The organism is Noviherbaspirillum autotrophicum (assembly GCF_000818395.1).
GTDB lineage: Bacteria > Pseudomonadota > Gammaproteobacteria > Burkholderiales > Burkholderiaceae_D > Noviherbaspirillum > Noviherbaspirillum autotrophicum.
Genome location: NZ_JWJG01000028.1, coordinates 1 through 23,364 on the forward strand (window position 1 = coordinate 1; position 23,364 = coordinate 23,364).

The window sequence follows — 23,364 nt, forward strand, 5'->3', positions numbered from 1 at the left end:
GGTCGCATCGGCCGCATGCGGCGGTGGCGGCGGTGGTGGCGGCAGCACCACTTCGCCAACGCCGCCCGCCGCCCCCGGCGCAACGCCATCCTCGACACCTGCCGCGAGGCTGACGCTGAACGGCGCAAGCATGATCGCACCGGACGGGAATTCAATCATTCTTCGCGGCATCAATGAAGGCACGTGGGGCAAGATGCGAAGCGATGATGCGCCGACAATCGCAGCGCAAGGCGGCAACGTCGTTCGCGTCCTTATCCGCTGGTGGGGCCTGTACGGCGGCGCCGACGTCGAGAGTCGAGCGGATACGGCTCCCGGGCATTTCGACCCGGCCCACCTGGCCCAGTTTCTGCGGGAAATCCAATGGTGCATCGATGCGGGGCTGTGGGTCATACCGGTCATCGATTCCAACTGCGGCCAGAACGGCGTGCAGGATGCGTCCATGGCCCAGTACTGCGATCCGAGCGGCACCTACCCCGGCGGCCGCAACTTCTGGACCGACCTGACGCAGCGCCAGCTGTTCAAGGAAGCATGGATCTATCTTGCCGGCATTCTCAAGGATTACCCGAAGATCGCCTTCTATGAACTGCTGCCGGAACCGCTGGCGGGCAGGGTTTCCACCTATGGCGACGACGTGTCCGCGTTCTACCAGGAGCTCATGGCGGCCATCGAAGACGTCGCCGGCGACAAGAAAACGCCGTTTCTTGTCGGCCCGCGCGACGCCTACAACATCAACCTGTGCGATGAAGCGTATATCGCGGCAAGCCGATGGGCGAACCGGGTCGTCTATACCGGCAACCTCTTCATCCGCACCGGCAAGTCGCAGGCAGAAAACATTGCCAACATCGAGACGCGGCTGGGCGCACTGGCGACGATGAAGACATCGCGCAACGTTCCCGTTTTCATCCAGCAGTTCGGCGTGCGCACCGGCGACGATCCGAGCGGGTTCTATCTGGATGCGGGATTAAGCCGCATGAATGCCGCTGGGATCGGCTATACCGGATGGCAGTGGCGCCAAAACACGTCGAGCCCCGATGAATATGCCGTCATTGTCGAAGACCCGGCTACGGGGGCCGATGTCGTCAAGCAGGATGTGCTTGCGACTTACTCGAAGTACTGGAAGGCGTAGCGGCCGGCAGCTCTTGCGTCCGAGCCGCCCCTTCATCGGGTGCGGCCCATAGTGTCGCTCGGGCACCGCACGTTGACGCAAGGCGCCCGCCCATGTTTTGATTGGCCCTTGCTCACGCCTCGTATTTGCAGAACGATTGTTGCGAGCCGATGCCGTATTGTTATTCCATACCTGTAAAACCAGACCGATGCATGAAGAATCACAAAACAAGTTGCCCACGAATGCCGAGCAAGCCAGGCAGTGGATTGCCGACCTCCTTGGGCAGCTAGCGCAACGGGGAATGTCGTTTCGCAATCCGCCGGAAGAGCCGACCAGCTGTTGCGGCCGGGGCTGCAATGGCTGTGTTTGGGAAGGCTATCTCGGCGCGGCCGGGTACTGGTGCGAGCAAGTGCGGGAAATCCTGCTCAATAAATCGCAAGCGTAGCAAGCGCCCCGCGCACGGGGGCCGGTCTCCCGATATACTGTGCCCCTTCCCCAACTCGACCCACGCCGCGCCTCATGCCAATGACCTACGAAGCCTATCTGGACGAAGTCACCACGCTTCTGACCGAGATGTTCGACATGAGCGACGAAGCGGCGATCAAGCATGTGATGCGCGTGCAGGCGGCCGACTTTTTTACCCTGCATGATGACCATCCCGAGATGCGCACGCAGGAACGCGCGGTGCAGGACGCGAAAACCATCTTCAGGCAAATCGAACAGTCGCGTGCCCACACGCCGCCCAGGCAATCGGGCAAGCGCAATAAATAGTCGGCCCCGGCCAGAGAGCGGCTGCGGGAGAGGCGTGCAAACGGCAACAGCATGCATGCTGATACACTCCGCTAACCACACGATCGCGGCGACCGCCGTTTCCCCCACCCCCGCCCTTTCCACGGCCGAGCCATTTAATGAAAATCCCGAAAAGAATCCAGCCGCTCGTCGAAGAGGGCTTGGTCGATGCCGTCGTCCGCCAGCTCATGAGCGGCAAGGAAGCCACCGTGTACGTGGTGCGCTGTGGCGACGACATCCGTTGCGCCAAGGTCTATAAGGAAGCCGCCCAGCGCAGCTTCCGCCAGGCTGCGTCATATCAGGAAGGCCGCAAGGTGAGGAACAGCCGGCAGGCGCGCGCGATGGAGAAAGGCACGCGCTACGGGCGCAAGATGCAGGAAGAGGTGTGGCAAAACGCGGAAGTGGATGCCCTGTACCGGCTTGCCGCCGCCGGGGTGCGGGTGCCGCGCCCGCATATCTGCTTCGAGGGCGTGCTGTTGATGGACCTGGTGACGGATGCGCGGGGCGAGGTGGCGCCGCGGCTCAACGACGTGGAACTGACCGAGGCGCTGGCGCTGACCTACCATGCCTGCCTGCTGCGGCAGGTGGTGCTCATGCTGTGTGCCGGCGTCATCCACGGCGACCTTTCCGAGTACAACATCCTGGTCGATGCCGATGGTCCCGTCATCATCGACCTGCCGCAAGCCATTGATGCGGCCGGCAACTCGGAAGCCGGACCGATGCTCGAGCGCGACGCCGCCAACCTCGCGAGCTATTTCAGCCGCTTTGCGCCACAGCTTGCCGATACCCAGTATGGGAAGGAAATCTGGGCGCTCTACGGCGCGGGCTTGTTGACTCCGGAGACCGTCTTGAGCGGTCGCGTGGCCACCGACGATAGGCCGGCGGATGTCGGCGCCGTCATGCGCGAAATCGCGCTCGCCCGCAAGGAGGAGGAAGAACGGTTGCGGCGCGAGCAGGACATGCGCGAGGCCAACGCGGTTTCATGGTCATATCGCTAGCAAGAACGGGATCACACACTTCTCACAGGAAAAGACGATGGACGACAGTTTGACGAAGGATGAATTTGCCGCACTGGCCGAGATCCGGCAGGCAAAAAAGGGCCAACGTGCCAGCGCATGTGTGGCAAGGAACGCCAAGCGGCTCATCGGGCTGAAATATATCGCCGCAGGCAGGGATGGCGCATTCGCGCTCACCGAAAAAGGACAGCAGACCTTGTTTGTTAAGCGCTGTATCGACGGGTTGCGCACAGTGGCGAACGCTGCGGTGGTGGCTGCGGCGCCGGCGTCGCTGGAGACCGATGTCGCCACCTTCCTGAGCAGGAAAGGATTGATTGCGCCGACGGCAGAGCCACGCGGCTTTGCGCTGACCGAGCGCGGCCGCGAGTCGCTGGCGGATATCGAAGCAAGGGAAGACAAGCCCGCTTAGCCGTGCGCGTCATTCGAGGCGAGTGACTTCCTCGCCCTTGTGGGTCAATTCGATGAGCAAGCCGTTACGGCGCGCGATGCCGGCGGCCAGTGCCGCTTCGTGGGCCGCCAGCCCCGGCTGATATACGGTATCGGGGCGATTGATGAGGAGAGCGGCTTCGTAAAGTTCGCGGCTGATGATGTGCATACGGCGTCCCGGTAGGATAAGGTCGTCGATGGTACCCGTTTCCGGGCTTCTGCGCGAGACGATGCGTGACGAGCCGGAGGCGATCGAGACCGGACACGATCAGGCTTGCCATCGCATCCGGGCTCGCGTTTTCCAACACGGGCGGTTTAGCCCAGCGCCTTCAGATCGGCTTCGATCTTTTCGAGTGCGTCGTTGGAGATGAGTCCGCCGGAGAAGCCGGCTACGGTCTTGAGCGGAAAACCGCGTCCCATGCCAATCTGCGGATGGGTGGATACGCCGGGAAGGTGCTTTTCGAGGATGGACTTGCTTGCCTCGTCGTCGAGCAGATCACCGAGCGTCGAGTTGATGGAAAGGGACATACATTGCTCCTGTAGGTAAGGACAGCATGGAAGCGCCGTCTAGTTGATGAAAGGTAATGGGATCATATATGGGGTGCGACGCGAATTGAAGCGGAATCGAGCCGTGCCTCTAATTTGCGCAGGCACGCGGCCGGGAGGGTATCGACGCCGCTTGAACATCCCGTCTTGCGGCGTCGGCGCCGGGCCGAAAGTTGCCGTTCTCCATCAATGAAACCTGCCATGGCAGTCACCAAAATCCAGCCCGGCTGCCGCGCTGGTGCTTTTTCGATTTCCCTTATCGCTCATCAATATCTTGCCAGATCAATTCGGGCTGCCCAATGATCTAAAGAATGACGTCCCGCGCTTACGGCGGCCGTGGACGAAGCTTGACGCGGCAATGAAAAAAATTCTCGCTTTCGCGTTCCTTTCCTGTTTCCTGCTTCGCGCCGTGGCGGGAGGATTCGTCGTCAATGCAGCCAACCTCCCGCCATTTTGTTATGAGATCAACGGCAAGCCCGGCGGCATTGCGATCGAAATCCTCGACCAGGTAGGCCAGACAACGGGGATCGATTTCCGGTACCGCTTTTTACCCTGGATACGTGCGCAATTGGAGACGCAAGTGGCAAACGATGCCCTGGTGATCCCATTGACGCGCTTGGAAGAGCGCGAAAGGGATTACGAATGGATCGCACCGCTGTTCGAGTACCGGTTCGTGATTGTCACGAAGATAAATGCGCCTCCCATCCGCACACTGGACGACCTGCAGTCGCTGACGATCGGCGTATTGAGAGGCAATCCGATGGAGGCGCGGTTGCTGCAAATGGGGCTCGACAATATCCGGTCGGTGAAATCGGAAGATGACCTCGCCAGGCAGCTCAGAACCGGGCTGATTGATGCATGGGTGGTCGCCGATCTGGCCGCCAAACAAATCTACCGCCGCACCGCTGGCACGCCGGACGAACTGCGCTTCAGCATGAAGATCGGCGACCCGATGTGGGTCTATCTGGCGGCTTCGCGCGGATTTCCCATTAGCGAACAACGCAGGATCGCCATGGCAGTGGCGCAACTGCACCGCACCGGTGCGATCGATCGCATCGTCGATAAATACCGCGCCCAGCAATGAGCCTGCACTGACACGGCCGGCACCTGGCGCCAGTGCAGCCAAGAATGCGCGATACATCTTGTTGCAAAAATGTTGCCTTGCAGCACATGCATGGCGCAACACTGCTATAAAATCGCTTGGCATCGCGTTGCATCGGCACACCGGGAAGCAGGTCAAGACTGGTTGCGCGGCGATGCGCGGACCTTCCGGCTCGAACGACGAGCCACTCTCGATTCAAAGGCAAAAATATGTTGCGCAAACTACTGAGCACCGGCGTGATTGCCGTCCTGCCCTTGATGGCAGCCGCAAGCGAATACCAAATTGTCGAGCGCCCGCGCCAGGAGTGCTGGAACGAGCAAGTCCCGGTACAGTCGGGCGGACAGGGATACGGCGGCGCCATTGTCGGCGGCATTGCCGGCGGCCTGCTCGGCAACCAGGTCGGCGGCGGGAATGGGAAAACCGTGGCGACAGCGGTCGGTGCGGCCACCGGCGCCGTGGTCGGCGACAGGATGGCCGGACAGGGTTCTGCCCAAGGCACGTCCTACCAGACGGTGCAGCGCTGCCGCACCGTGACGGAGCGGGTGCGGGTGCCGGTCGAGCACGAGCGCGGCCGGTTCTGCCCCCCGGGCCAGGCAAAGAAAGGCAATTGCTAGAATTCAGCCGATCATGCGGGATGAATCGTGATGCTTCGCGGCTGCACCGCGATCGCACGCGCCCGTAACTGCCCGCAGCCGCCATCGACTTCCTGCCCCGCCGAATTGCGCAGCTTGGTCAGCACGCCGCGCTGATGCAGGCGGCCCGCAATGGCACGCGCACGCTCCCATGACGGGCGCTTGAACTGCAAATCGGGAATCGTGTTGTAGGGAATCATGTTCAGCACCGCATACTTCCCCTTGAGCAGGTCCACGATGCCATCCATCTCGTCCTCGCCATCGTTGACGCCTTCCAGCAGGGTCCATTGATATTGCACCGGGTAATGGGTAAGGCGGGCGTACTGCTCGCCCAGCGCCACCAGTTCTCCCGGCGTCAGGCGCGGCGCGCGCGGCAGCAGCTGGGCGCGCAAGTCCGGCTTGGTCGTATGCAGTGACAACGCCAGCGCCGGCTTGACCACGCCTTGCGGCAAGCGCTCGAACACGCGCGCATCGCCCACGGTCGAGAACACCAGATTCTTGTGCCCGATATTGCCCTCGATGCCCAGCAATTCGATCGCTTCCATCACGTGACTGAGGTTATGGGCAGGCTCGCCCATTCCCATGAAGACCACCTTTTTCACCGGGCGCTGGGTGCGTGCCAGCGCGACTTGGGCGACGATCTCGCCGCCAGTGACTTGCCGGATCAGTCCGCTGCGCCCGGTCATGCAGAACTGGCAACCGACCGCGCAGCCGACCTGGCTGGAGACGCACAGCCCGCCGCGCGGCAGCAGCACGCTTTCGACGGTCTGGCCATCGCTGAGTCCGACCAGCAGACGGGCTGCGCCATCCTCCGTCGGATGGGAAGACAACAGGCGTGCCAGTCCATGCAGTTCGGCGTCGAGCGCCGGCAATGCCTCGCGCAGCGTCTTGGGCAGGAAGTCGTCGAGGCGCCGGCGCACCTGGTCATGCGGCCGGGCCCGCACCCAGTCGCGCAGCAGGCGTTGCTCGTGGATCGGTCCGGCGCCCAGCGCGCGCAAGCGCTGGCGAATGAATTCGATTTGCATAGGGGAAGATTCGCAGGCAATGCAGCGTTGAAAGCCGCCTGCTTCCGTGTGATAGGCGGCATCTTCCAATCTTTCCGGGTATTGCGCAAGGCCGGGTACGGCCGCCGGCTGGCGCAGCGCCACCCCTGCGTTTCATGCAACAATTCCGCTTCCCTCATTTATTTCCCGCATTCATGTCGTTCGCCAAGGATTTCTCGCTGTCCGCCGTCGCCGCCGGCTTTGTCACCGTGCTGGTCGGATTCACCAGTTCCGCCGTCATCGTGTTCCAGGGAGCGCGCGCGCTGGGCGCGGGGCCAGCCGAGATTGCGTCGTGGATGTGGGCGCTCGGGCTTGGCATGGGGCTGACCTGCATCCTGCTGTCGCTGCGTTACCGCGTGCCGGTGGTGACGGCCTGGTCGACGCCGGGCGCGGCCATGCTGATCACGGGCGCGGCCGGGGTGTCGCTGCAGGATGCGACCGGCGCCTTCCTGCTGTCGGCGGCGATGATTACCTTTTGCGGCTTTTCCGGCCTGTTCGAGCGCATGATCAGCCGCATTCCGGTGTCGCTCGCGTCCGGCATGCTGGCCGGCGTGCTGCTGCGATTCGGCATGGATGTGTTCGTCGCGATGAAGACGCAGTTCGGGCTGGCATTGGCGATGTTCATCGCCTACCTGGCCGGCCGCCGTCTGTTTCCGCGCTATGCGGTGATCGTGACGCTGTTGCTCGGCATTGCCATTGCCGCCGCTCAGGGCTTGCTGCACATGGACGGCGTGCGGCTGGAACTGGCGCAGCCGAAATGGATCACGCCCGGGTTTTCGCTGGCGGCAACGATCGGCGTGGCGCTGCCGTTGTTTGTAGTGACGATGGCCTCCCAAAATGTGCCGGGCGTGGCGGTCATCCGAACCTTCGGCTATGCGGTGCCGATCTCGCCGGTGATCGGCTGGACCGGCGTCGCCAACCTCTTGCTGGCGCCCTTGGGCGGCTACGCGCTGAACCTGGCCGCGATCACGGCGGCTATCTGCATGAGCCCGGAAGCGCATGAAGACGCGAAGCGCCGCTATGTGGCGGCGGTCGCGGCGGGATGCTTTTACCTGCTGGTCGGCGTGTTCGGCGCGACGGTCGGGGCGGTGTTCGCCGCATTTCCGAAAGAGCTCGTGCTGGTGATTGCCGGACTCGCGCTGTTCGGCACCATCGGCAACGGGCTGGCCGCCGCGCTGTCGAACGAGCGCGAGCGCGAACCGGCGCTCGTCACGTTCCTCGTGACTGCGTCCGGTGTCACGCTGTTCGGCGTGGGTTCGGCGTTCTGGGGATTGGTGGCTGGCGTGGCAGCGATGCTGGCGCTGCAGGGAGGCAAGAAATAGCCGGGCAGCAGGTTCTCAGTGATCGTATTTCAGTGTCTTCATGCGCAGTATCCAGGCGCTGACACCGAGGCCGATTGCCATGAGCATGCCTTTGAGCAGCAGCGGACGCACGGTATAGATGGAAAATGCCAGCGAAGCCCAGAGCAAGATCAGCGTCATGACCTTGCCCTTGAGCGGAATGCCCCGCTTTTCCTCGATATTGCGCAGGTATTCGCCGAACAAGCGATTGGTCAACAGCCAGCCGTGCAAGCGTTCCGAGCCGCGCACGAAGCAAGCCGACGCCAGCAGCAGGAAAGGCGTGGTCGGCAAAAGCGGCAGGAAGATGCCGAGGATCGCCAGCACGACGGCGAGGATGCCAATGATGTTCAACAGGATTTTCACGGTTGCCGTGGCCATGTTTCTTCCATGTGAAAATAGAGGTAAAGACGCACCCGGACACCGGGAGCAACCCAGTTAATCCCAAGACATTGGGCGTGCGCTTTTTCGCTTCAATGTAATCGAAAAATACGCATCGTTGAAAAAAATACGAATTCTGTTCCCGCATGCGCCAGACTGCCGGGCGTACGTGCCCGATGTCCGGGACGGTAATCGCTGAATGAAAAAGAAAATGAAGAGGAAAAAAATGCAAACATGGTATGTATTGCTCGCCATCGCCGCGGGCGCGGTCTTGCCGCTGCAGGTCGGCGTCAACAGCACCTTGCGCCAGGGGATCGGCAGCCCTGTCGTCGCCGCGCTGATTTCCTTTGCCGTGGGAAGCGCATGCCTGCTGGCATATGCGATTGCCTCGCGCGCGGCCTGGCCCAGCGCGCAAATGCTCGGCAAACTGCCGGCATGGGCCTGGATCGGCGGCGCGCTCGGCGCGTATTACGTGGCAACGGCCATCCTTGTCGCGCCGAAACTGGGCGCGGCCAACCTGGTGTGCCTGACCATCACCGCGCAATTGCTCGCCTCGCTGCTGCTGGACCACTACGGCCTCATCGGCTTTGCCCAGCATGGCATCAATACGGCGCGCGTCGCCGGCGCCCTGCTGCTCGTGGCGGGAACGGTGATGATCGTGAAGTACTGACCTATTGTGCACCGGGGGCCGCGTCGAGGCGGCCTGTGCCCTCGCCGCCCTCCTTCGACCAGCGCTGCGCCAACTGTCCCGCTTCGGCAATCTGCCCGGCGCTCATGCCGCGCTCGATCGCCTGCATCTTCCGCGCGGCATCGGCATAACCGCCCTTGCCGGCCAGCACAAACCACTTGTACGCCTGAATCGCGTCTTGCGGCACGCCGCGTCCGGCTTCATATAACGATGCGAGGCGATACTGCGCAATGGCATACCCCTTGTCTGCGGCTTTCGCAAACCAAGTCGCGGCCTGCGCGGCATCCTGCGCGACTCCGCGCCCGTCCTCGTACGCGGCGCCTAACGCGAATTGCGCGCGCTCGTCGCCCTGGGCGGCCGCTTTCTCGAACCAGTAGATCGCCTGCGTATAGTTCAGGGCGATTTCCTGTCCCAGGTAATTCATCACGCCAATGCGCATCTGGGCGTCCACTTCCCCTTGGGCGGCGGCCTTGGCGAGCCAGGGGATGGCCTTCCTGACATTTTTCGGCAAGCCGCTGCCGTGATAGTAGGCCACGCCTAGGCTGTACTGGGCCTTGGGATGCCCCTGCGCCGCCGCACTCGTCCACCAGTGCTCCGCCTTTTCGTAATCCTGGGGCACACCCCGGCCATCGAAGTACATCTTGCCCAGATTGAACTGGGCGCCGGCATTGCCGTATTCGGCCGACTTGGCGAGCCAGGATGCGGCAAGGCGATCATCCTGCGGCACGCCTTTGCCGAGCAAGTACATGGAACTGAGCTGGCGATAGGCATCGTCGAGCCCCAGCGACGCGGCCTTTTCGAACAAGGCCAGCGCCTTGCCGGTATCGCGGGAAATGCCTTCCCCCTCAAAGTACAGCTGGCCCAGGTTGAAGCATGCCACCGCGTTATTCTGCACGGCCGCGCGCTCGTACCACTGCAGCGCCAGCCGGTAGTCGCGGTCGACGCCTTGTCCGTTCTCGTACATCGCCCCCAGGTAGAGCTGGGCATCGGGATTGCCGCGCTCAGCCTCCCCGGAAAACACCGCATAGGCGCGGTCGAACCTTCCGGATGCGTAATCGTCCTGCGCGTCCTCGAATCCGCCCGCCGATGCTGCGCTCATGGCGACGGAAAGCGCCAGGAACAGGGTTGGAACGAGCCGGTCTCTGATGGATTTCACGTTGCTCCTCCTGCGCGTGAATGCGGCCTTGGTTGTTTTTTATGGAGCGTACAGTTCTACATTCAAATTAGCAAAAAATCAATAAAAGACCGCAACGATGAATAAGCTGCGTTGCCTGCCGGTACGCTCGACGCGACAGAGCAACCAACAGTTGCTCCCGCATCGGCCGGGCTGGCACGCGCCCTGCTGTATCCGCTGCCGAGCACCGCCCATACCACCGGCAATGCTCGGATCGTTTCAAGACGCGTTGTGCTTTTATTGGAGCGAAACTGCCATGTTATCCACCTTGAAGGTCTTTCCAGCGGCCAGCCTGCTCATGTTGCTCGGTGCATGCGGCGGCACAGGAAACCCGGACGCCGGCCCATCCGGCGCTCTACTCCTGCCCACCACCTTTACGTCCGAAGGCAGGTTACTCAATACCTGCAGCCTCGACCCACGCTGTTCCGGCGTGCCGACAGCCCCCTTTTTTGCATCGACGTCGATGGCGCCAGCCGAGGGGGCAGTGCTTGCCGGCCTGGTGCGGCTCGAAGTGAGCGGCAATGACATGGCCAACGTCGAATTGCTGCCGGCGACCGGCTACACCCCGCAGCTGGGCGTGTTCAACCTCTCCGGGGACAAGACCCGGGCGTGGATGGATCTCGATACCACGGTGCTGCCCAACGGTCCCTTGAACGTACGGATCAGCGCTTTCAATGTGCCGGCGGGGCAGGCGGGTGCGACTGAAATCGTGGCGATGCCGGCGCGCACTTGGAACATCAGCAACACGGCCGCGCCGCCGGCCAGTTTTGTCGCCACGCTCACTGCTGCGCCTGCCGATGGCGCGATAGTCAGCGGCACGACGCGTCTTGAAATTCGCGGCAGCGCGATTGCTAATGCCGAACTCTTGCCGGCGAGCGGCTATGCGCCCCGATTAGGCGTATTCAATGTCTCGGCAGACAAGACGCTTGCTTGGCTGGATTTCGATACCCGGTCGTTGCCGGATGGCGTGCGCGACGTCAGGGTCAGTGCGTTCAACGTGACGGATGGACAACCCAATGCCCGGGAAATCGTCGCCATGTCCGCCCGGCGCTGGGACTTCAGGAATGGATCGGCCTCCTTTACGGCATCAGTGACGATGGCGCCCGTGCATGGCGACATCGTCAGCGGCGCCACCCGGCTCGAAGTGCGCGGCAGCGACATAATGAATGTCGAGCTGTTACCGGCAAACGGTTATGCGCCGCGCCTGGGCGTGTTTACCGTGTCGGGCGACCGCAAGTTCGCATGGCTGGACTTCGACACGTCCGCATTGCCCAATGGCGTGCTGGAAGCGCGGATCAGCGCATTCAATGTCGCCGCGGGCCAGCCAAATGCGAAGGAAATCGTCGCCATGCCAGCGCGGCAATGGAACCTGCGCCACTGACCGATTTCGCCGCGAGCGCGGCACGCAGCAGCAACGGCAACGATAGGCAGGACGAAAAAAAAGCCCGTCATTGACGGGCTTTCGTTCTCCACAGTGATCGATACCCAAGCTATCTGCGAGGTGTCTTCAATCCCATCCGGCACTCAGGCGCCGGACGGCATGCGAAAAAGGGGTTCGCCTTAGATGGGGCGGATATTCGTTGCCTTGGCGCCCTTGGGGCCCATGCCGCGCTCGAAGGACACGCGCTGGTTTTCAGCGAGGCTCTTGAAGCCGCTGGACTGAATGTCCTGGAAGTGCGCGAAGAGGTCGTCGCCGCCCTCGTCGGGTTTAATGAAGCCGAAGCCCTTGGAGTCGTTGAACCATTTTACGGTGCCGGTTTGCGTAGTCATGTGATTTCCTATCAATGCAAAATAAGGGCGTGTGCCCGAAATGCACTCGACACCAAGGAATACGACCGAAGGGAATCAGACAGGAATGGCTCTTCGTTGAAGAGCAAGACGGGAACGAGACCAGCAAAGACGACGACTTGATACAAGTGCGGAAACCCACTATACAGGCAATTGGGCCAAACGCCTAACACTATCTCCAGTTATTTTGAGGTATTGGCCAGCATTGATGCCACCTTGCATTTCTATGCTGGCATGCAACGCGCGCATGTTCTGCCCGGCACGCTTTCGTGCTCGGCAAAGCCAGCTTCGAACAGTTGTCCCCTGCCGGCATGGATGCGATCAACGCGGCTGCCGATGCCGGAACCCGCTGCGTGCAGGAAGCGGGAGAGGCCAGTTTTCGCACGCAGGGAACAAGTCCTCGAGCGGAACGGCCTGCTTGCATTGATCGACACCGTACTGGTAGACCGCGCTGCCGATTTGAATCAGCTCCGCAAGTTCTTCATCGCATAAACGTTCGGACAATGGTTCCAGACAGGAAGCCAGTTTTGCAGCAATGGTAAACGGATCCCCGTCGAACTGACTTTCCTTGCGCATAATCAGGGCCATGATTTCATACTTAGTCATGATGACTTCTCCAAAGGAGAAGAAACAAGCATAAGGCGTACCGCAACCGATGCGTCATTTACGCACATCACTGGCGTGACGATGAAAATTGGCGGCATGGATTCGCGGCGCATAGTCGGCGATCGCCGGTGTTGACATGTCCCGGCCACAGGCTGCCAGCAGGCAGCGTAGCCACTGCTCTCTCCATGCATCGACACGTTTTCTTGACAGCGAATGCCATGAATACATTGCAGCCATGCCCCCCATGACTGCGCCCCTAACGCAGCATTCCCAAAGGAACATCATGAACCAACCGGTCAGCACCCCGCGCCTCTCGCCCGAAGGCGTCGCCTTTACAGTCGTCGTGGACTATGCCAGGCACGATTGCCTGATCACGACGCAGGCACTATGCAAACTGCGCGCATTCGACAGCAATGATCCGGATGCCGATATCATGGGCATTTTCAAGGCCTTTGAAGCGAACATCCATGGAATCGCCCGCCGGTTGGCTGCCGCCGGCGTGGCCGGCTCGCCGCTGGTGTTGCGCCCGGAAACCTTCACGTCGCCGCGCACGCAGTAAGCCTTGCAAAGCGCGCTTGTCTTCCCTTCCTCGCTGCCGAACGACGCCGGCATGACGTTTGGCATCGGCAGCGTTGCATGACCGCGTGTGGTATAGTGCGGCAGTCCGATGGCGATTGTCCGCTTGGCCGGAACCCGGTTTCCGCATCCGCCTTTTCCAGTTCCTCGGTCGCGCAGAGATCACCCCTTTACGTGCGCTGACCACCTTCATCGTTCATTGCCGTACTCGTCGCCGCCCTTTGCGGCGCCCTATTCGCGCTCCAGCCTGCTTGCAGCCGGTGCAGCGTTGTTTGCTTTTCTCCACCTGGCGCTTGCGCGTTCACTGGCTCGCATACCCGCATCGATGTTACGCGGGCACCCCATCGGGCTTGGGTCCTCAGGCGCAATTTGATATTGGATTACATCATGGCTAAAGAAGACTTGCTCGAAATGAATGGCCTCGTCACCGAAGTGCTCCCGGACTCGCGTTTTCGCGTCAATCTCGAGAACGGGCACCAGCTGATTGCTTATACTTCGGGAAAGATGCGCCAGCACCATATCCGCATCCTGGCAGGCGACAAGGTATCGATTGAAATGTCGCCCTACGATTTGAGCAAAGGCCGGATTACCTTCCGTCATCTCGAACAGCGCGGCCCTGCCCGCACGGGCTACCAGCGTCGCCGCTGATGCCGCTTTGGTCCCGGCATGACGCCGGGACCGACTGATCGGGAATTCGAGGCAAAAACAGAAAAGGGGCCACATTTCGAAAAATGTGGCCCCTTTAAATATGGTGCGGCTGGCAGGAATCGAACCCACGACCCCTTGGTTCGTAGCCAAGTACTCTATCCAGCTGAGCTACAGCCGCAAGGGGCGCAAGTGTAACACGACTGTCGAAAAAAGTGGCGCTTTTCGTGATGCGGACAGCGCCTCGCGCCTCATCAACCCACTACTTAGTGCGGCGGGTGCGCCCTGCCATGCTCGCCCAGGGCATCGGTCTTGCCAGTCAATATTCCTTTTGCCAAGCCATACAGGCGTTTGACGGCGCTGCCGGGTGCATCCCAGTAGTAGGCCTGCTCGATCCTGACCTTCAGCAGCGCGAGATTCGGGTCATCCAGGCCGTCGCGAAACCAGGGCTGCAGCCAGGGCGTCCATAACTCTTCCATTTTCTTGCGATCACGCACCAGTTCCGCAGAGCCCGCAATCGACAGGTAGTCTTGCTTGTCCGGACGTGCATAGGCCAGGTTCACGCTGGCTTGCTCGTTGACGTCGTCAACCTTGTAGGAATCCAAGCCCGTAAAAAACCAGAGGTAGCCGTCGCTATCCAATTGCAGCGTCGTCATCGGCCGGCTATGCAGGGTCTCGTCGCTCTCGCGCGTCGTCATCATCGCAAACTTGATTTCTTCAACAAGCTCTGCAACCTTTTCCATGCCTTCATTTGCTTGCTGCTGCACATCCATATCGATCTCCGTGGATTTTGGAAAAGAACCGGTTGGACCGTACTTGAAGCGGATATATCCCGCCAGTTCCGCAGGCAGCAATGCGGCTCCAGAGGCGACCCTCAAGAAACCGGTAACAATGACGATAACGACGGTAGATCAGCGGAGGGTTCCATGGAAATCAGCGGCATCGCCAATGTGGCGACAACCATGCAAGCAGCAGCGACACAGCAAGCGGTGGAAATTGCAGTTCTTAAAAAAGCCATCGACATGCAGGCCGCCAGCGGCGCAGCCCTGATCGATGCGCTCCAGCCGCCGACGGCAGACCACCGCCTGCCGCCCCATCTTGGTCAACACATCAATACCACAGCGTAATCCGCGCATTGTTTTGCGCCAGTGCCGCTTGCGCTCGGATAGCTACCGATCCGATCAGGGGTTCGGGCTCTTGCCGGGTGTTAGCCACCGACCGGATTGGAGCCGGCACCACCCGATGAACCGCTGCCGGTTGCGCCGCTGCCGGTTGCACCGCTTCCCGATGCCGGAGTACTGGCCGCTGTCGGCACCGCCTGTGCAGTGCAGGCAAACGATGGTGCCGCGCTTGTGCTGGCGCTGGTGCTTGTGCTGGTGTTCGATTGGGCGCAGAACACCACCAAATTCCTGGTCGTATCAATGAACCATGCCGAGCTGGGTGTCGTCGTGCCGGTCAGCGTGCTGCCACCGCCATTGGAAATCAGCGGGATGAAAGGAATCGTCCCGGATGAGGTAGTCGTAGTGCTGGGAGTAGTTGGAGTTTGCGCGGATGCAATGACTGCGGGGATCGCGAGGGATGCCGCCAGGAGAGTAAAAGACTTCATGAGTCGCTCCTTGTATAAGGGTTAAAGGATTTACCATTATGTGGAGCGATTCGGGATGATCAATGCGGGCACGGAAATTTCGGCCGGCATTGACAGAGATCGCGACCGGTATTTGACCGATGTCCGACGCTGTGCACTTTCAGGAACTTACGTTAACCAACCATCAGTGCAACAGCTGCTCCCGGGAGAGAGTCGAGATAAAAAATAGTCGCCAGTTAGCCATTCCTCAATAGTAACGTTCAATCGCACGCATAGACCCAAGATAGGTGTGGCGGATCTGTTCGTCGCTATACCGGTGGCTGCTGCCCACGGGGCAACTGATCCTGGCCAGGCATGTCTCCTTGCAACGCGATCCCTCGCGCTTGCGATAGTTGACGCATTTCGCCAGATCAAATTTTTCTGCATCCAATGCGCCGGCCGGACAACTGGCGACACAGATCCGGTGCGCGCACTCCCCGCACGGATGCGCGCCATGGATTGGCGAGGTCGGCTCGAACCGGGTATCGGCCAGCACCAGCGCGCGATAGGCATACCACGACCCCCACTCGCTATCGATGCCCATCATGAACGGGCTGGCATGGTGCCAGCCCGCCAACTGGCCGAGGCGCTGCAAGCCGATCGCCTGGCTTCCCGGGTAAATGATTTCGTAGGTATGTTGTGCGAGGCTGCCGGCGAACCATTGATTTACCGTTTTCACGGTGAAGTCGTCGATTGGATCCTCCGAGGCGATGCCGGCGGCGGTGACGGATTGCCAGAGTTTTCTGCCGGCGTGCGCGATCAATATCAGCTGGCGATAGGCGCGGCCGGGAGTGCAACTTGCAGCGAGCGAGGCGGCGACGTCCGCCGGCAGCGCGTCGATATCGAACACCGCTTGCCGGTTCAAGCCCACGCTGTCGAGCAGGGTGGGATTAAATGTCTGGAAATTTTCCATCATTTTTCCATGATTTCTTTTTATAGTTGCGCTGAAGACGTCACGTTACCGCAGGAAATTGCAGTGTCGCGCGTGAAGTCAACGATTCTCGCAGTTCTGTCATCCGGAGTCATCCATGAAACGGTTCGCCCCCGCTGCCCTTGTCCTTGCGCTGTTCTCCTGCGCCATCGCCTTTCTGCCGCCATCGGCCGGCGCCGAGGACGGGCCGTTCCGGCAGCGGCTGAAAGAGCGCCGGCTGCAGCGGCAACAGAACGCCCCCGAAGCCGATGCCGACATCGCGGGCCGCATCACGCAGCCGGGCGACTATCGTTTTCAGCTTGAGCACGACGGGCTGGCGCGCATGTACCGGGTCCATGTGCCGGAGAAGTACGACCCGGCCGCGCCCGCCCCGCTGCTGGTGGCGCTGCACGGGGGCGGCGGCAGCATGGATTACCAGGCCGACGACTCCCGCTACGGCTTGATCAGCAAGTCGGAGCGGGAAGGCTTTGTCGTCCTGTTCCCCAATGGCTTCAGCAAACTACGCTCCGGCAAGCTGGCGACATGGAACGCCGGTAACTGCTGCGGCGGCGCGCGCGATGAACATATCGACGACGTCGGATTCATCCGCACGGCCGTCGATCGCCTCACGCGCCAGATGACTATCGACCGCAACCGCATTTACGCCACCGGCATGTCCAACGGCGGCATGATGGCTTATCGCCTCGCCTGCGAGCTGCCGGATGTGTTCAAGGCCATTGCATCGGTAGCGGGCACCGACAACACGCGCAGCTGCAATCCGACGCATCCGGTGGCGGTACTGCACATCCACGCCAAAAACGACAACCATGTGCTCTTTGCGGGCGGCGCGGGACCGGGGGTGCCGAGCGAGTCGAAGGTCACCGACTTTACGTCGGTAGCCGACACGGTGGCCAAATGGGTGAAGCTGGATGGCTGCAGCGCCGCGCCGCGCCGCATCCTCGACAAGGACGGCGCCTATTGCGAAGTGTATGCGCCGTGCCGGGGCCAGGCCGAGGTCCAGCTTTGCGTGACCGAGAGCGGCGGCCATTCCTGGCCCGGAGGCCAAAAATCGCGCGGCGACGAACCGCCCTCGCAAGCGATCTCGGCCAACGATGTCATGTGGGATTTCTTCAAGCGGCACTGAGCGGACATGGCGCTTCATGCATACCGGTGCCGATTTGCGGTGCAGCTATCCTGATTAGAGCCCCTACTACTGGTCGCATGACCTATTTGATTGAGGAAAGTCCAAATCGTGCTTGTTCAATATGGAAGACTGACGCGTTTCCCGACCAGTCAGTCCACATAGGAGAAGCAATGAAACAACTCAGCGGCCTGGATGCGGCATTTCTGCATCTGGAACTGCCGGAAATGCCCATGCATATCGGCGCTCTGCACCTGTTCGATCTTCCGGAAGGCTATCGCGGCGACTTCTATGAAGAGGTGAAGGCGCATGTGGCAAGCCGCATGCACCTGGCACGACTCTTCACCAAGAAGCTCGCCCACCTGCCCCTCGATTTCGCCAACCCAGTATGGGTCGAGGATGACGAGGTCGATCTCGATTACCATGTGCAGCGCGTCATGCTGCCCAGGCCGGGCACCATGGTGCAACTGGAAGCCGTCGCGGCGCGGCTGCATTCCCACCTGCTCGACCGCAGCCGGCCGCTGTGGGAGTTCCATGTGATCGAGGGCTTGAGGTCGGGGCAGGCAGCGCTCTACATCAAGGTCCATCATGCGGCAATCGACGGCGTGGGAGCGGAATCGCTGTCGCGCGCCGTGTTCGACCCGAGCCCGGAGCCGCGCGAGGCCGCTGCCGTGCCCGAGCGCAAGAAAACGGCTCAACCCAGCGTCAACGCCATGATCGCCAACGTGCTGCGCCACACCGCAACGCAATACTGGAAGATCGCGAAATACCTGCCGACCACGGCCAAAGCCGTGGGCAGCCTGATGCTGCCGTCCAAGGGGAAAAGTGGCAAGCGCAGTGGTGGCCTGGCGAACCGTCTCAAGCCGGGCCCGAGAACGCCGCTCAATGTCACCGTCACCAACCAGCGCGTCTTTGCCACCGTCAGGGTTCCCCTGAGCGAAGCCAAAATGCTCGGAAACGCGTTCGGCGGCAGCCTCAACGATGCCGTGCTGGCCATCTGCAGCGGCGCTTTGCGCCGCTACCTCGACGCCAAGGGCGCGTTGCCCGCCGAGCCGCTGAAGGTAGTCATGCCGGTGAATCTGCGCGCACAGGGCAATACCGAACAAAACAACCAGTTCAGCCTGGCGCTGGCCAGCCTGCCGACGAACCACTCCAGCGCCAAGGAGCGCATGCTGGACATCGTCCAGTCCTCCAGTTCCCTGAAGACGACGCTCAACCGGGTCAAATCGGTGCTGCCCACGGATCTCCCCAGCCTGGGCGTGCCCTGGCTGATGAGCGCGCTGGCCTCGCTGTACAGCCGCACGCGCCTGGCCGACAAGATTCCGCCGCTTGCCAATGTGCTGATTTCCAACGTGCCGGGCGTGCAAGCGCCCTTGTACATGGCAGGCGCGCGCATGGCGAGCTATTACCCGTTGTCGATTCCATTGCACGGCATCGCGCTCAACATCACCGTGATGAGCTATAACGGCGCGCTTGAATTCGGTTTGATCGCGTGCCGCCGCGCCATGCCGGACGTGCGCGAACTGGCGAAGTACATGAGCGAAGCGCATCTGGAACTGATGGCGCTGCTGCAGGAAGAAAAGAAGGAAGCGCCCGCCACCCGGCGCAAGGCCGCCAGAAAGACGGCCAAGGCACACGCCGGAGCGGAAGAACCAGCCCGCGCCAGCGTCACGCCCTTACCGCTGAAAGCAGCGGGCAAGGCGGTGCGACGCGCCAGGCGGGTAGCCGCCGAGGCAGCCTGAGTTCGGCGGGCAGCCGTTGCCCGCCGCAGGAAGGCGTTATTTGGCAGTTGCCGCCAGCGCGCCAGCCTGTGGGATGGCGCCGGCACGTTCGCCCCTCTCGACGTCGAGGGCCGGACGATATTCGTCCGCCTTGACGAACTTCCATTTGCCGCCGATGGCCGCGATCAGGAACGCGGCCACGCCTTCGATAAGCACGATGCCCAGCGCGTTCAGCCAGACCTCGGCTGGCGCGCCGGACAGGCTTGCGCGCAGCGCATGAACGACACCGCTCATCGGCAGATAGGGTTGCACTGCGTGATAGGCGCCGGTGGTCAGTTCTACCGGCATCAGTGCGCCTGCAGACGTCAGCTGCACGAGCAGGAGCAGGACGGCGGCAGCCTTGCCGGCCGCACCGAACACCCTGACCAGCGCCAGCAGGATCGCAAGGTAGGCGAATGCCGCCACCGCCAGCGTCGCGCCGAAGCTTGCTATGTCGGGGATACGGACCTCGAACAAGAGAACCAGCGCCAGCAGCATGATGATGGCCTGCATCAGCACCAGTACGCTTGGGGCCGCCAGCTTGCCGATCATCTTGGACAATCCCGGCGCCTGCTGCACGGAAGCCGGCAAGCGGTTGAAATAAAACAGGAAGGCCATCGATACCACGCCCAGCCACAGGGCCACCGCCAGCAGGTTCGGCGCCAAGCCGCTGCTGCGGCTGGTCACGGGTGCGGCCACCTGCAGATCGATCTTCACCGCGCCGGCCGGAATGGCGGTGCCGGTGTCGCCGTCGGCGCCCGGTGCCGGCAGCGATGCATCGACTTGTTGCAGGCCGGCGGAAATGGCCGATGCGCCCTCGTTCAGCTTGACCAGGCCGGCGGCCAGCTTGCCCGCGCCGTCGTTCAGGCGCATGGTGCCGCTGGCAAACGCCCCGGTACTGTCGGCCAGCTGCTTCATGCCGGCGCCAAAGGCATCGATTCGGGCGTCTTCCGGCATCTTGCCTGCCATGGCGTGGATGCCTTCATTGAATTTCATCAGGCCGGCGGCCAGCTTGCCGGTGTTTTCATCCAGCCGGCGCGCGCCTTCCGCCAGCCTGGCCTGCCCTTCGCCGGCCTTGCCCATGCCTGCGGCGAGCTGGGCTGCACCGGCGTCGAGCGGGGCCAGCGCCTGGGAAATCATCGGATCGGGCGCCCGTTCTTTCAGCTGGTGCACGCCGCCGGCCAACTGCTTGGCGCCTCCCTGCAGCTGCGCCAGGCTCTTGCCGAACTCGGCCTCGCCAGCCACCAGGCCGTGCGCGCCATCGGCCAGCGCCTGCAGGTCGGCATTCGAGGGCTTTTTCGCATCCATCATGCGCAGGCCCGCACCGAGCTGCTTCATCCCCGGAACCAGTTCGCCGGTGCCGGCATTGAGCTTCTTGGCGCCTTCCTGCAACTGCAGCGCGCCGTCCTTCAGAACGACGGTGCCTTTTTCCAGCTCGCCGCTACCCTTGACGGCGCCTTCCAGGCCAAACGTCAGCAGGGATGCGCCGACGTTGAGCCGCATAACCGCTTCTTTCAGTTTTGAGAGGCTTTGCAGGGAACCGGCGGCATTCAGTTCGGCGCGCTTTACGCTCATGAGGGCGTTGACGCTTTGCGCGAGTTCCGGCGCAAAGCGCTTGGCAAAACCGGCGCCGACATAGTTATTGGCTTCCGAGGTATAGACGGACAGCTTGGTCGCGCCCGGCTGGGTGCCGGCGACGACATGCTGGCTGAAGTCCTTCGGAATCAGCACCGCGAAATGCAGTTTCCCGTCCCGCACCGCCTGCTGCGCCGAGAGCGCGTCGGAAAAGCGCTGGTAGCCGAACTGCCCCTGCTTTTCCAGTGCAGCGGCCACGTCATTGCCGAGCTTGACATCCTGCCCGCGAAAGCTTGCCCCGCTATCCAGGTTGACCAGGCCGACCGGTAAGGCCGACGTTTTCGCATTCGGATCCCAGACGCTGCCCAGATAAATCGCGGCGTAGATCGCTGGCACAAACACCATGCCGAGCGCGGCCAGCTTAAGCGCGGGGAATCGTTGAAACAAATGGCGGTCGGCTTGAATGACTGCGGCGACGCCCTGCATGAAGCGACGGATTGATTTCATGGTTCTCCTCTCCCATTGTTTTTTCATGGCTCCAATCTGTGTTGGATCTGGTCATCATCCCATGAAATGCGCTAGCAGAGTTGATGACTTATTGTCTTGAGCGGCCACAATCTTTTTAAGATTAAGCCATCCATCCCTGCTACGCATTATTTTTCTTATATGAAATAAGCTCTCACAATTCCTCACTTAAATCAAATGCACGATGCCGAAAAGCGGTGATCTCGGCCGGCATGAGCAGGTGCGCGCAATAGACGTCGGGCGGCCTTCGCGCACTCGCGCGAACGCCTGGTGGCGGTGCTGCAGGAGCGGCAGGAAAGGCTAGCCAGCGGGGGCCACTTCGGACTCCGGCGCGGCCCCCGAGCTCGGCTGGCCGGTGCGCCGCCCGGCGACGGCCATGGTCTTCATCAGTTTGAAAAAGCCGAACGGCCCCATGAGCGCGCCGGCGGTTTTCACGCCGCCGATCATTGCCCCGACCACGCCGGGAGACATGACGTCGCCCCCGGTCAGGTAAAGGTTCCGGACTGGGGTTTTGGCGCTGGTCCACGGCTGGAACAGGCGCTCGGGCGTGGCGGGCAAACCATAGAATTCGCCGCGCGAGTTGCCCTGGAAATGCTCCATTGTCAGCGGCGTCGAGACGTCGATATAGTCGACCAGGGCGGCAAAGCCCGGAATGCGGCGCTCGACCTGGTCGATGAGCTGCCGCGCGATGTCCTGCTTGAGCCGCTCGTAATCGTCGCCGCGTTTCTTCCAACGGCCGTCGGCCCATTGGGCGAAGCGGTCATATGGTGCGAAGGCGATGATCTCGGCGGTATGCGATCTGGCCTGCGGATTTTTCAGCGACGCGAACGACAGGTAATAGCCTTGCGTGAAGCTGGTATCGGCCGCCGCCCGGTTGTGGTCGTAGCCGCTGTAGACCCAGTGGTTCTCGCCGCGAATGCCCAGCGTGGCCGGCGACGCTTTCAGGCCGAGGTAGACCGAAATGGCGCTGGTACCCGGCGGCAGCTGGTGCAGGCGGTCGCGGAAGGGAATGTCGACATGGCGCGGAAGGAGCTTGAGATAAGTGTTGACCGCGCCGGCGCCGGAGATGACGATCGGTGCGGCATAGTCCACCGGAGGCCGGTTGGGCTTGAGGGTGGCGACGGTGCGAACGCCGGTGGCGCGGCCGCGTTCGACCAGGATTTCGGACACGGTCTTGCCGGACAGGACTTGCCCGCCACTGCGCTCGATGACGGGGATGATGGCGCGCGCGATCTGCTTGGCGCCACCGACCGGATACCACGCGCCGCGCCAGTAATGGGTGACGATCAGCGCATGCATGCCGAATGCCGCCTGGCGTGGCGGCAAGCCGTAGTCGCCCCATTGCGACGCCAGCAGCGCCTTGAGGCGCGGATCCCTGAAGTGCCGCTCCAGGTACGCTTCGACAGTCAGTGCCGCCAAGCCGCCTTTCCAGCGAAACGCCAGTTTCAGCAGCGGCCGCAGCACCGCAGGCAGGGCATCACCCAGATGCCCCATCGAATACCAGCCGGCCGCCGTTTTCACGTCGCGGAAGTATTGCTCGATGGCAGCGCGCTCGGCCGGAAAGCGCTCGACCAGGCGCTGGCAGTACAGCTTGCCATCGGACGGCACATTGAATTCCATGTCCGGGTAGACAAATTTCTCAAACTCGTCCGGCATCTTTTGCCAGTGCAGGCGCCCCTCGGTGAGGTAGTCGAATACTGCCTTGCCGCTGCCCTTGTCCATGCCGCCGATGTAGTGCAGGCCGACGTCGAACTCGTACTTGCCCTTGCGCTTGAATTCATGGGTCTGGCCGCCGACGTTGAAGTGCTTTTCCAGCACCAGCACGCGCATGCCGCGCTCCTTCGCCAGCAAGGCGGCGGTGGTCAGCGAGCCGATGCCGGAACCGATAACGATGGCGTCGAACGAGGCATTATTCTGTTGCATGGACTTTCTCCCGCTGCCGGAGTTTAATGTTATCAACGATTACATTTGATCG

General features: G+C 61.9%; 27 protein-coding genes and 1 tRNA gene. 15 read left to right on the plus strand and 13 right to left on the minus strand.

What is annotated here, in order from left to right:
• Positions 1-130: 130 nt before the first annotated feature.
• The 5 genes from TSA66_RS01280 (at position 131) to TSA66_RS01300 (ending at position 3,319) form a co-directional block, all read left to right on the plus strand.
• On the plus strand, positions 131-1,126 hold the full coding sequence (locus TSA66_RS01280) for a glycoside hydrolase family 5 protein (RefSeq protein WP_040038694.1): 996 nt from the start codon (positions 131-133) through the stop codon (positions 1,124-1,126).
• Positions 1,127-1,313: 187 nt separating this feature from the next.
• The gene (locus tag TSA66_RS01285; RefSeq protein WP_040038695.1) at positions 1,314-1,550 is read left to right on the plus strand and encodes an oxidoreductase-like domain-containing protein; all 237 of its coding nucleotides are present in this window, start codon (positions 1,314-1,316) and stop codon (positions 1,548-1,550) included.
• Between the two features lie 80 nt (positions 1,551-1,630).
• Complete coding sequence (locus TSA66_RS01290) at positions 1,631-1,876, plus strand: hypothetical protein (protein ID WP_052452597.1); 246 nt, start codon at positions 1,631-1,633, stop codon at positions 1,874-1,876.
• 137 nt (positions 1,877-2,013) lie between these two features.
• The gene (locus TSA66_RS01295) at positions 2,014-2,892 is read left to right on the plus strand and encodes a PA4780 family RIO1-like protein kinase (protein ID WP_040038697.1); all 879 of its coding nucleotides are present in this window, start codon (positions 2,014-2,016) and stop codon (positions 2,890-2,892) included.
• A gap of 37 nt (positions 2,893-2,929) precedes the next feature.
• Positions 2,930-3,319, plus strand: coding sequence for a hypothetical protein (locus tag TSA66_RS01300; protein WP_040038698.1), 390 nt, complete (start codon positions 2,930-2,932; stop codon positions 3,317-3,319).
• Positions 3,320-3,328: 9 nt separating this feature from the next.
• Here the strand turns inward: TSA66_RS01300 and TSA66_RS26675 are convergent, their stop codons facing one another.
• Positions 3,329-3,505, minus strand: coding sequence for a hypothetical protein (locus TSA66_RS26675; protein WP_157691554.1), 177 nt, complete (start codon positions 3,503-3,505; stop codon positions 3,329-3,331).
• 146 nt (positions 3,506-3,651) lie between these two features.
• Positions 3,652-3,864: a hypothetical protein gene (locus tag TSA66_RS01305; RefSeq protein WP_052451995.1), complete on the minus strand. Its 213-nt coding sequence runs from the start codon at positions 3,862-3,864 to the stop codon at positions 3,652-3,654.
• A gap of 376 nt (positions 3,865-4,240) precedes the next feature.
• Between TSA66_RS01305 and TSA66_RS01310 the strand changes: the two genes are divergently transcribed.
• Both TSA66_RS01310 and TSA66_RS01315 read left to right on the plus strand, forming a co-directional pair.
• A complete protein-coding gene (locus TSA66_RS01310; protein WP_040038699.1) occupies positions 4,241-4,966 on the plus strand; it encodes a substrate-binding periplasmic protein in 726 nt (241 codons plus the stop codon).
• Between the two features lie 227 nt (positions 4,967-5,193).
• Complete coding sequence (locus TSA66_RS01315) at positions 5,194-5,598, plus strand: glycine zipper 2TM domain-containing protein (protein ID WP_052451996.1); 405 nt, start codon at positions 5,194-5,196, stop codon at positions 5,596-5,598.
• Positions 5,599-5,609: 11 nt separating this feature from the next.
• Here TSA66_RS01315 and TSA66_RS01320 read toward each other — a convergent pair whose 3' ends face one another.
• The gene (locus TSA66_RS01320) at positions 5,610-6,641 is read right to left on the minus strand and encodes an RNA methyltransferase (RefSeq protein ID WP_040042031.1); all 1,032 of its coding nucleotides are present in this window, start codon (positions 6,639-6,641) and stop codon (positions 5,610-5,612) included.
• A gap of 134 nt (positions 6,642-6,775) precedes the next feature.
• On the opposite strand from TSA66_RS01320, the gene TSA66_RS01325 reads away from it, so the two are divergent.
• Positions 6,776-7,981, plus strand: a complete 1,206-nt coding sequence (locus TSA66_RS01325; RefSeq protein WP_269748347.1) for a benzoate/H(+) symporter BenE family transporter — start codon at positions 6,776-6,778, stop codon at positions 7,979-7,981.
• A gap of 15 nt (positions 7,982-7,996) precedes the next feature.
• Here the strand turns inward: TSA66_RS01325 and TSA66_RS01330 are convergent, their stop codons facing one another.
• Positions 7,997-8,377 carry a YbaN family protein gene (locus TSA66_RS01330; RefSeq protein WP_232429376.1) on the minus strand — a complete coding sequence of 127 codons (381 nt, stop codon included), beginning with the start codon at positions 8,375-8,377 and terminating at the stop codon, positions 7,997-7,999.
• Between the two features lie 226 nt (positions 8,378-8,603).
• Between TSA66_RS01330 and TSA66_RS01335 the strand changes: the two genes are divergently transcribed.
• The gene (locus TSA66_RS01335) at positions 8,604-9,047 is read left to right on the plus strand and encodes a DMT family transporter (protein ID WP_040042033.1); all 444 of its coding nucleotides are present in this window, start codon (positions 8,604-8,606) and stop codon (positions 9,045-9,047) included.
• A gap of 1 nt (position 9,048) precedes the next feature.
• On the opposite strand, the gene TSA66_RS01340 is transcribed toward TSA66_RS01335, so the two are convergent.
• Entirely contained in the window at positions 9,049-10,221 is a 1,173-nt protein-coding gene (locus tag TSA66_RS01340) for a tetratricopeptide repeat protein (RefSeq protein ID WP_052451997.1), read from the minus strand.
• 274 nt (positions 10,222-10,495) lie between these two features.
• On the opposite strand from TSA66_RS01340, the gene TSA66_RS01345 reads away from it, so the two are divergent.
• Positions 10,496-11,620: a hypothetical protein gene (locus TSA66_RS01345; RefSeq protein ID WP_157691555.1), complete on the plus strand. Its 1,125-nt coding sequence runs from the start codon at positions 10,496-10,498 to the stop codon at positions 11,618-11,620.
• 179 nt (positions 11,621-11,799) lie between these two features.
• On the opposite strand, the gene TSA66_RS01350 is transcribed toward TSA66_RS01345, so the two are convergent.
• Both TSA66_RS01350 and TSA66_RS01355 read right to left on the minus strand, forming a co-directional pair.
• The gene (locus tag TSA66_RS01350) at positions 11,800-12,009 is read right to left on the minus strand and encodes a cold-shock protein (RefSeq protein ID WP_040038702.1); all 210 of its coding nucleotides are present in this window, start codon (positions 12,007-12,009) and stop codon (positions 11,800-11,802) included.
• Positions 12,010-12,348: 339 nt separating this feature from the next.
• The gene (locus TSA66_RS01355; protein ID WP_040038703.1) at positions 12,349-12,633 is read right to left on the minus strand and encodes a hypothetical protein; all 285 of its coding nucleotides are present in this window, start codon (positions 12,631-12,633) and stop codon (positions 12,349-12,351) included.
• 283 nt (positions 12,634-12,916) lie between these two features.
• Here TSA66_RS01355 and TSA66_RS01360 point away from each other — a divergent pair, with 283 nt between their 5' ends.
• A complete protein-coding gene (locus TSA66_RS01360; protein WP_040038704.1) occupies positions 12,917-13,192 on the plus strand; it encodes a DUF1488 family protein in 276 nt (91 codons plus the stop codon).
• Between the two features lie 404 nt (positions 13,193-13,596).
• Positions 13,597-13,857, plus strand: a complete 261-nt coding sequence (gene infA, locus TSA66_RS01365; RefSeq protein ID WP_040042035.1) for a translation initiation factor IF-1 — start codon at positions 13,597-13,599, stop codon at positions 13,855-13,857.
• Between the two features lie 101 nt (positions 13,858-13,958).
• On the opposite strand, the gene TSA66_RS01370 is transcribed toward infA, so the two are convergent.
• Positions 13,959-14,035 (minus strand) — tRNA-Arg (locus TSA66_RS01370).
• Between the two features lie 85 nt (positions 14,036-14,120).
• A complete protein-coding gene (locus tag TSA66_RS01375) occupies positions 14,121-14,708 on the minus strand; it encodes a pyridoxamine 5'-phosphate oxidase family protein (RefSeq protein WP_232429377.1) in 588 nt (195 codons plus the stop codon).
• A gap of 72 nt (positions 14,709-14,780) precedes the next feature.
• Here TSA66_RS01375 and TSA66_RS01380 point away from each other — a divergent pair, with 72 nt between their 5' ends.
• Positions 14,781-14,981: a YjfB family protein gene (locus TSA66_RS01380; RefSeq protein ID WP_040038705.1), complete on the plus strand. Its 201-nt coding sequence runs from the start codon at positions 14,781-14,783 to the stop codon at positions 14,979-14,981.
• An 80-nt stretch (positions 14,982-15,061) separates the two neighbouring features.
• Here TSA66_RS01380 and TSA66_RS26680 read toward each other — a convergent pair whose 3' ends face one another.
• Positions 15,062-15,460, minus strand: a complete 399-nt coding sequence (locus TSA66_RS26680) for a hypothetical protein (protein ID WP_157691556.1) — start codon at positions 15,458-15,460, stop codon at positions 15,062-15,064.
• 226 nt (positions 15,461-15,686) lie between these two features.
• Positions 15,687-16,394, minus strand: a complete 708-nt coding sequence (locus tag TSA66_RS01390; RefSeq protein WP_052451998.1) for a hypothetical protein — start codon at positions 16,392-16,394, stop codon at positions 15,687-15,689.
• A gap of 112 nt (positions 16,395-16,506) precedes the next feature.
• Between TSA66_RS01390 and TSA66_RS01395 the strand changes: the two genes are divergently transcribed.
• Positions 16,507-17,532, plus strand: a complete 1,026-nt coding sequence (locus TSA66_RS01395) for an extracellular catalytic domain type 1 short-chain-length polyhydroxyalkanoate depolymerase (RefSeq protein WP_052451999.1) — start codon at positions 16,507-16,509, stop codon at positions 17,530-17,532.
• Positions 17,533-17,702: 170 nt separating this feature from the next.
• On the plus strand, positions 17,703-19,271 hold the full coding sequence (locus TSA66_RS01400; protein WP_052452000.1) for a WS/DGAT/MGAT family O-acyltransferase: 1,569 nt from the start codon (positions 17,703-17,705) through the stop codon (positions 19,269-19,271).
• 36 nt (positions 19,272-19,307) lie between these two features.
• On the opposite strand, the gene TSA66_RS01405 is transcribed toward TSA66_RS01400, so the two are convergent.
• A complete protein-coding gene (locus TSA66_RS01405) occupies positions 19,308-21,371 on the minus strand; it encodes a YhgE/Pip family protein (RefSeq protein ID WP_040038708.1) in 2,064 nt (687 codons plus the stop codon).
• A 318-nt stretch (positions 21,372-21,689) separates the two neighbouring features.
• Positions 21,690-23,312 (minus strand): phytoene desaturase family protein, encoded by a 1,623-nt coding sequence (locus tag TSA66_RS01410; protein ID WP_052452001.1) that lies wholly within the window; start codon positions 23,310-23,312, stop codon positions 21,690-21,692.
• Positions 23,313-23,364: the final 52 nt, after the last annotated feature.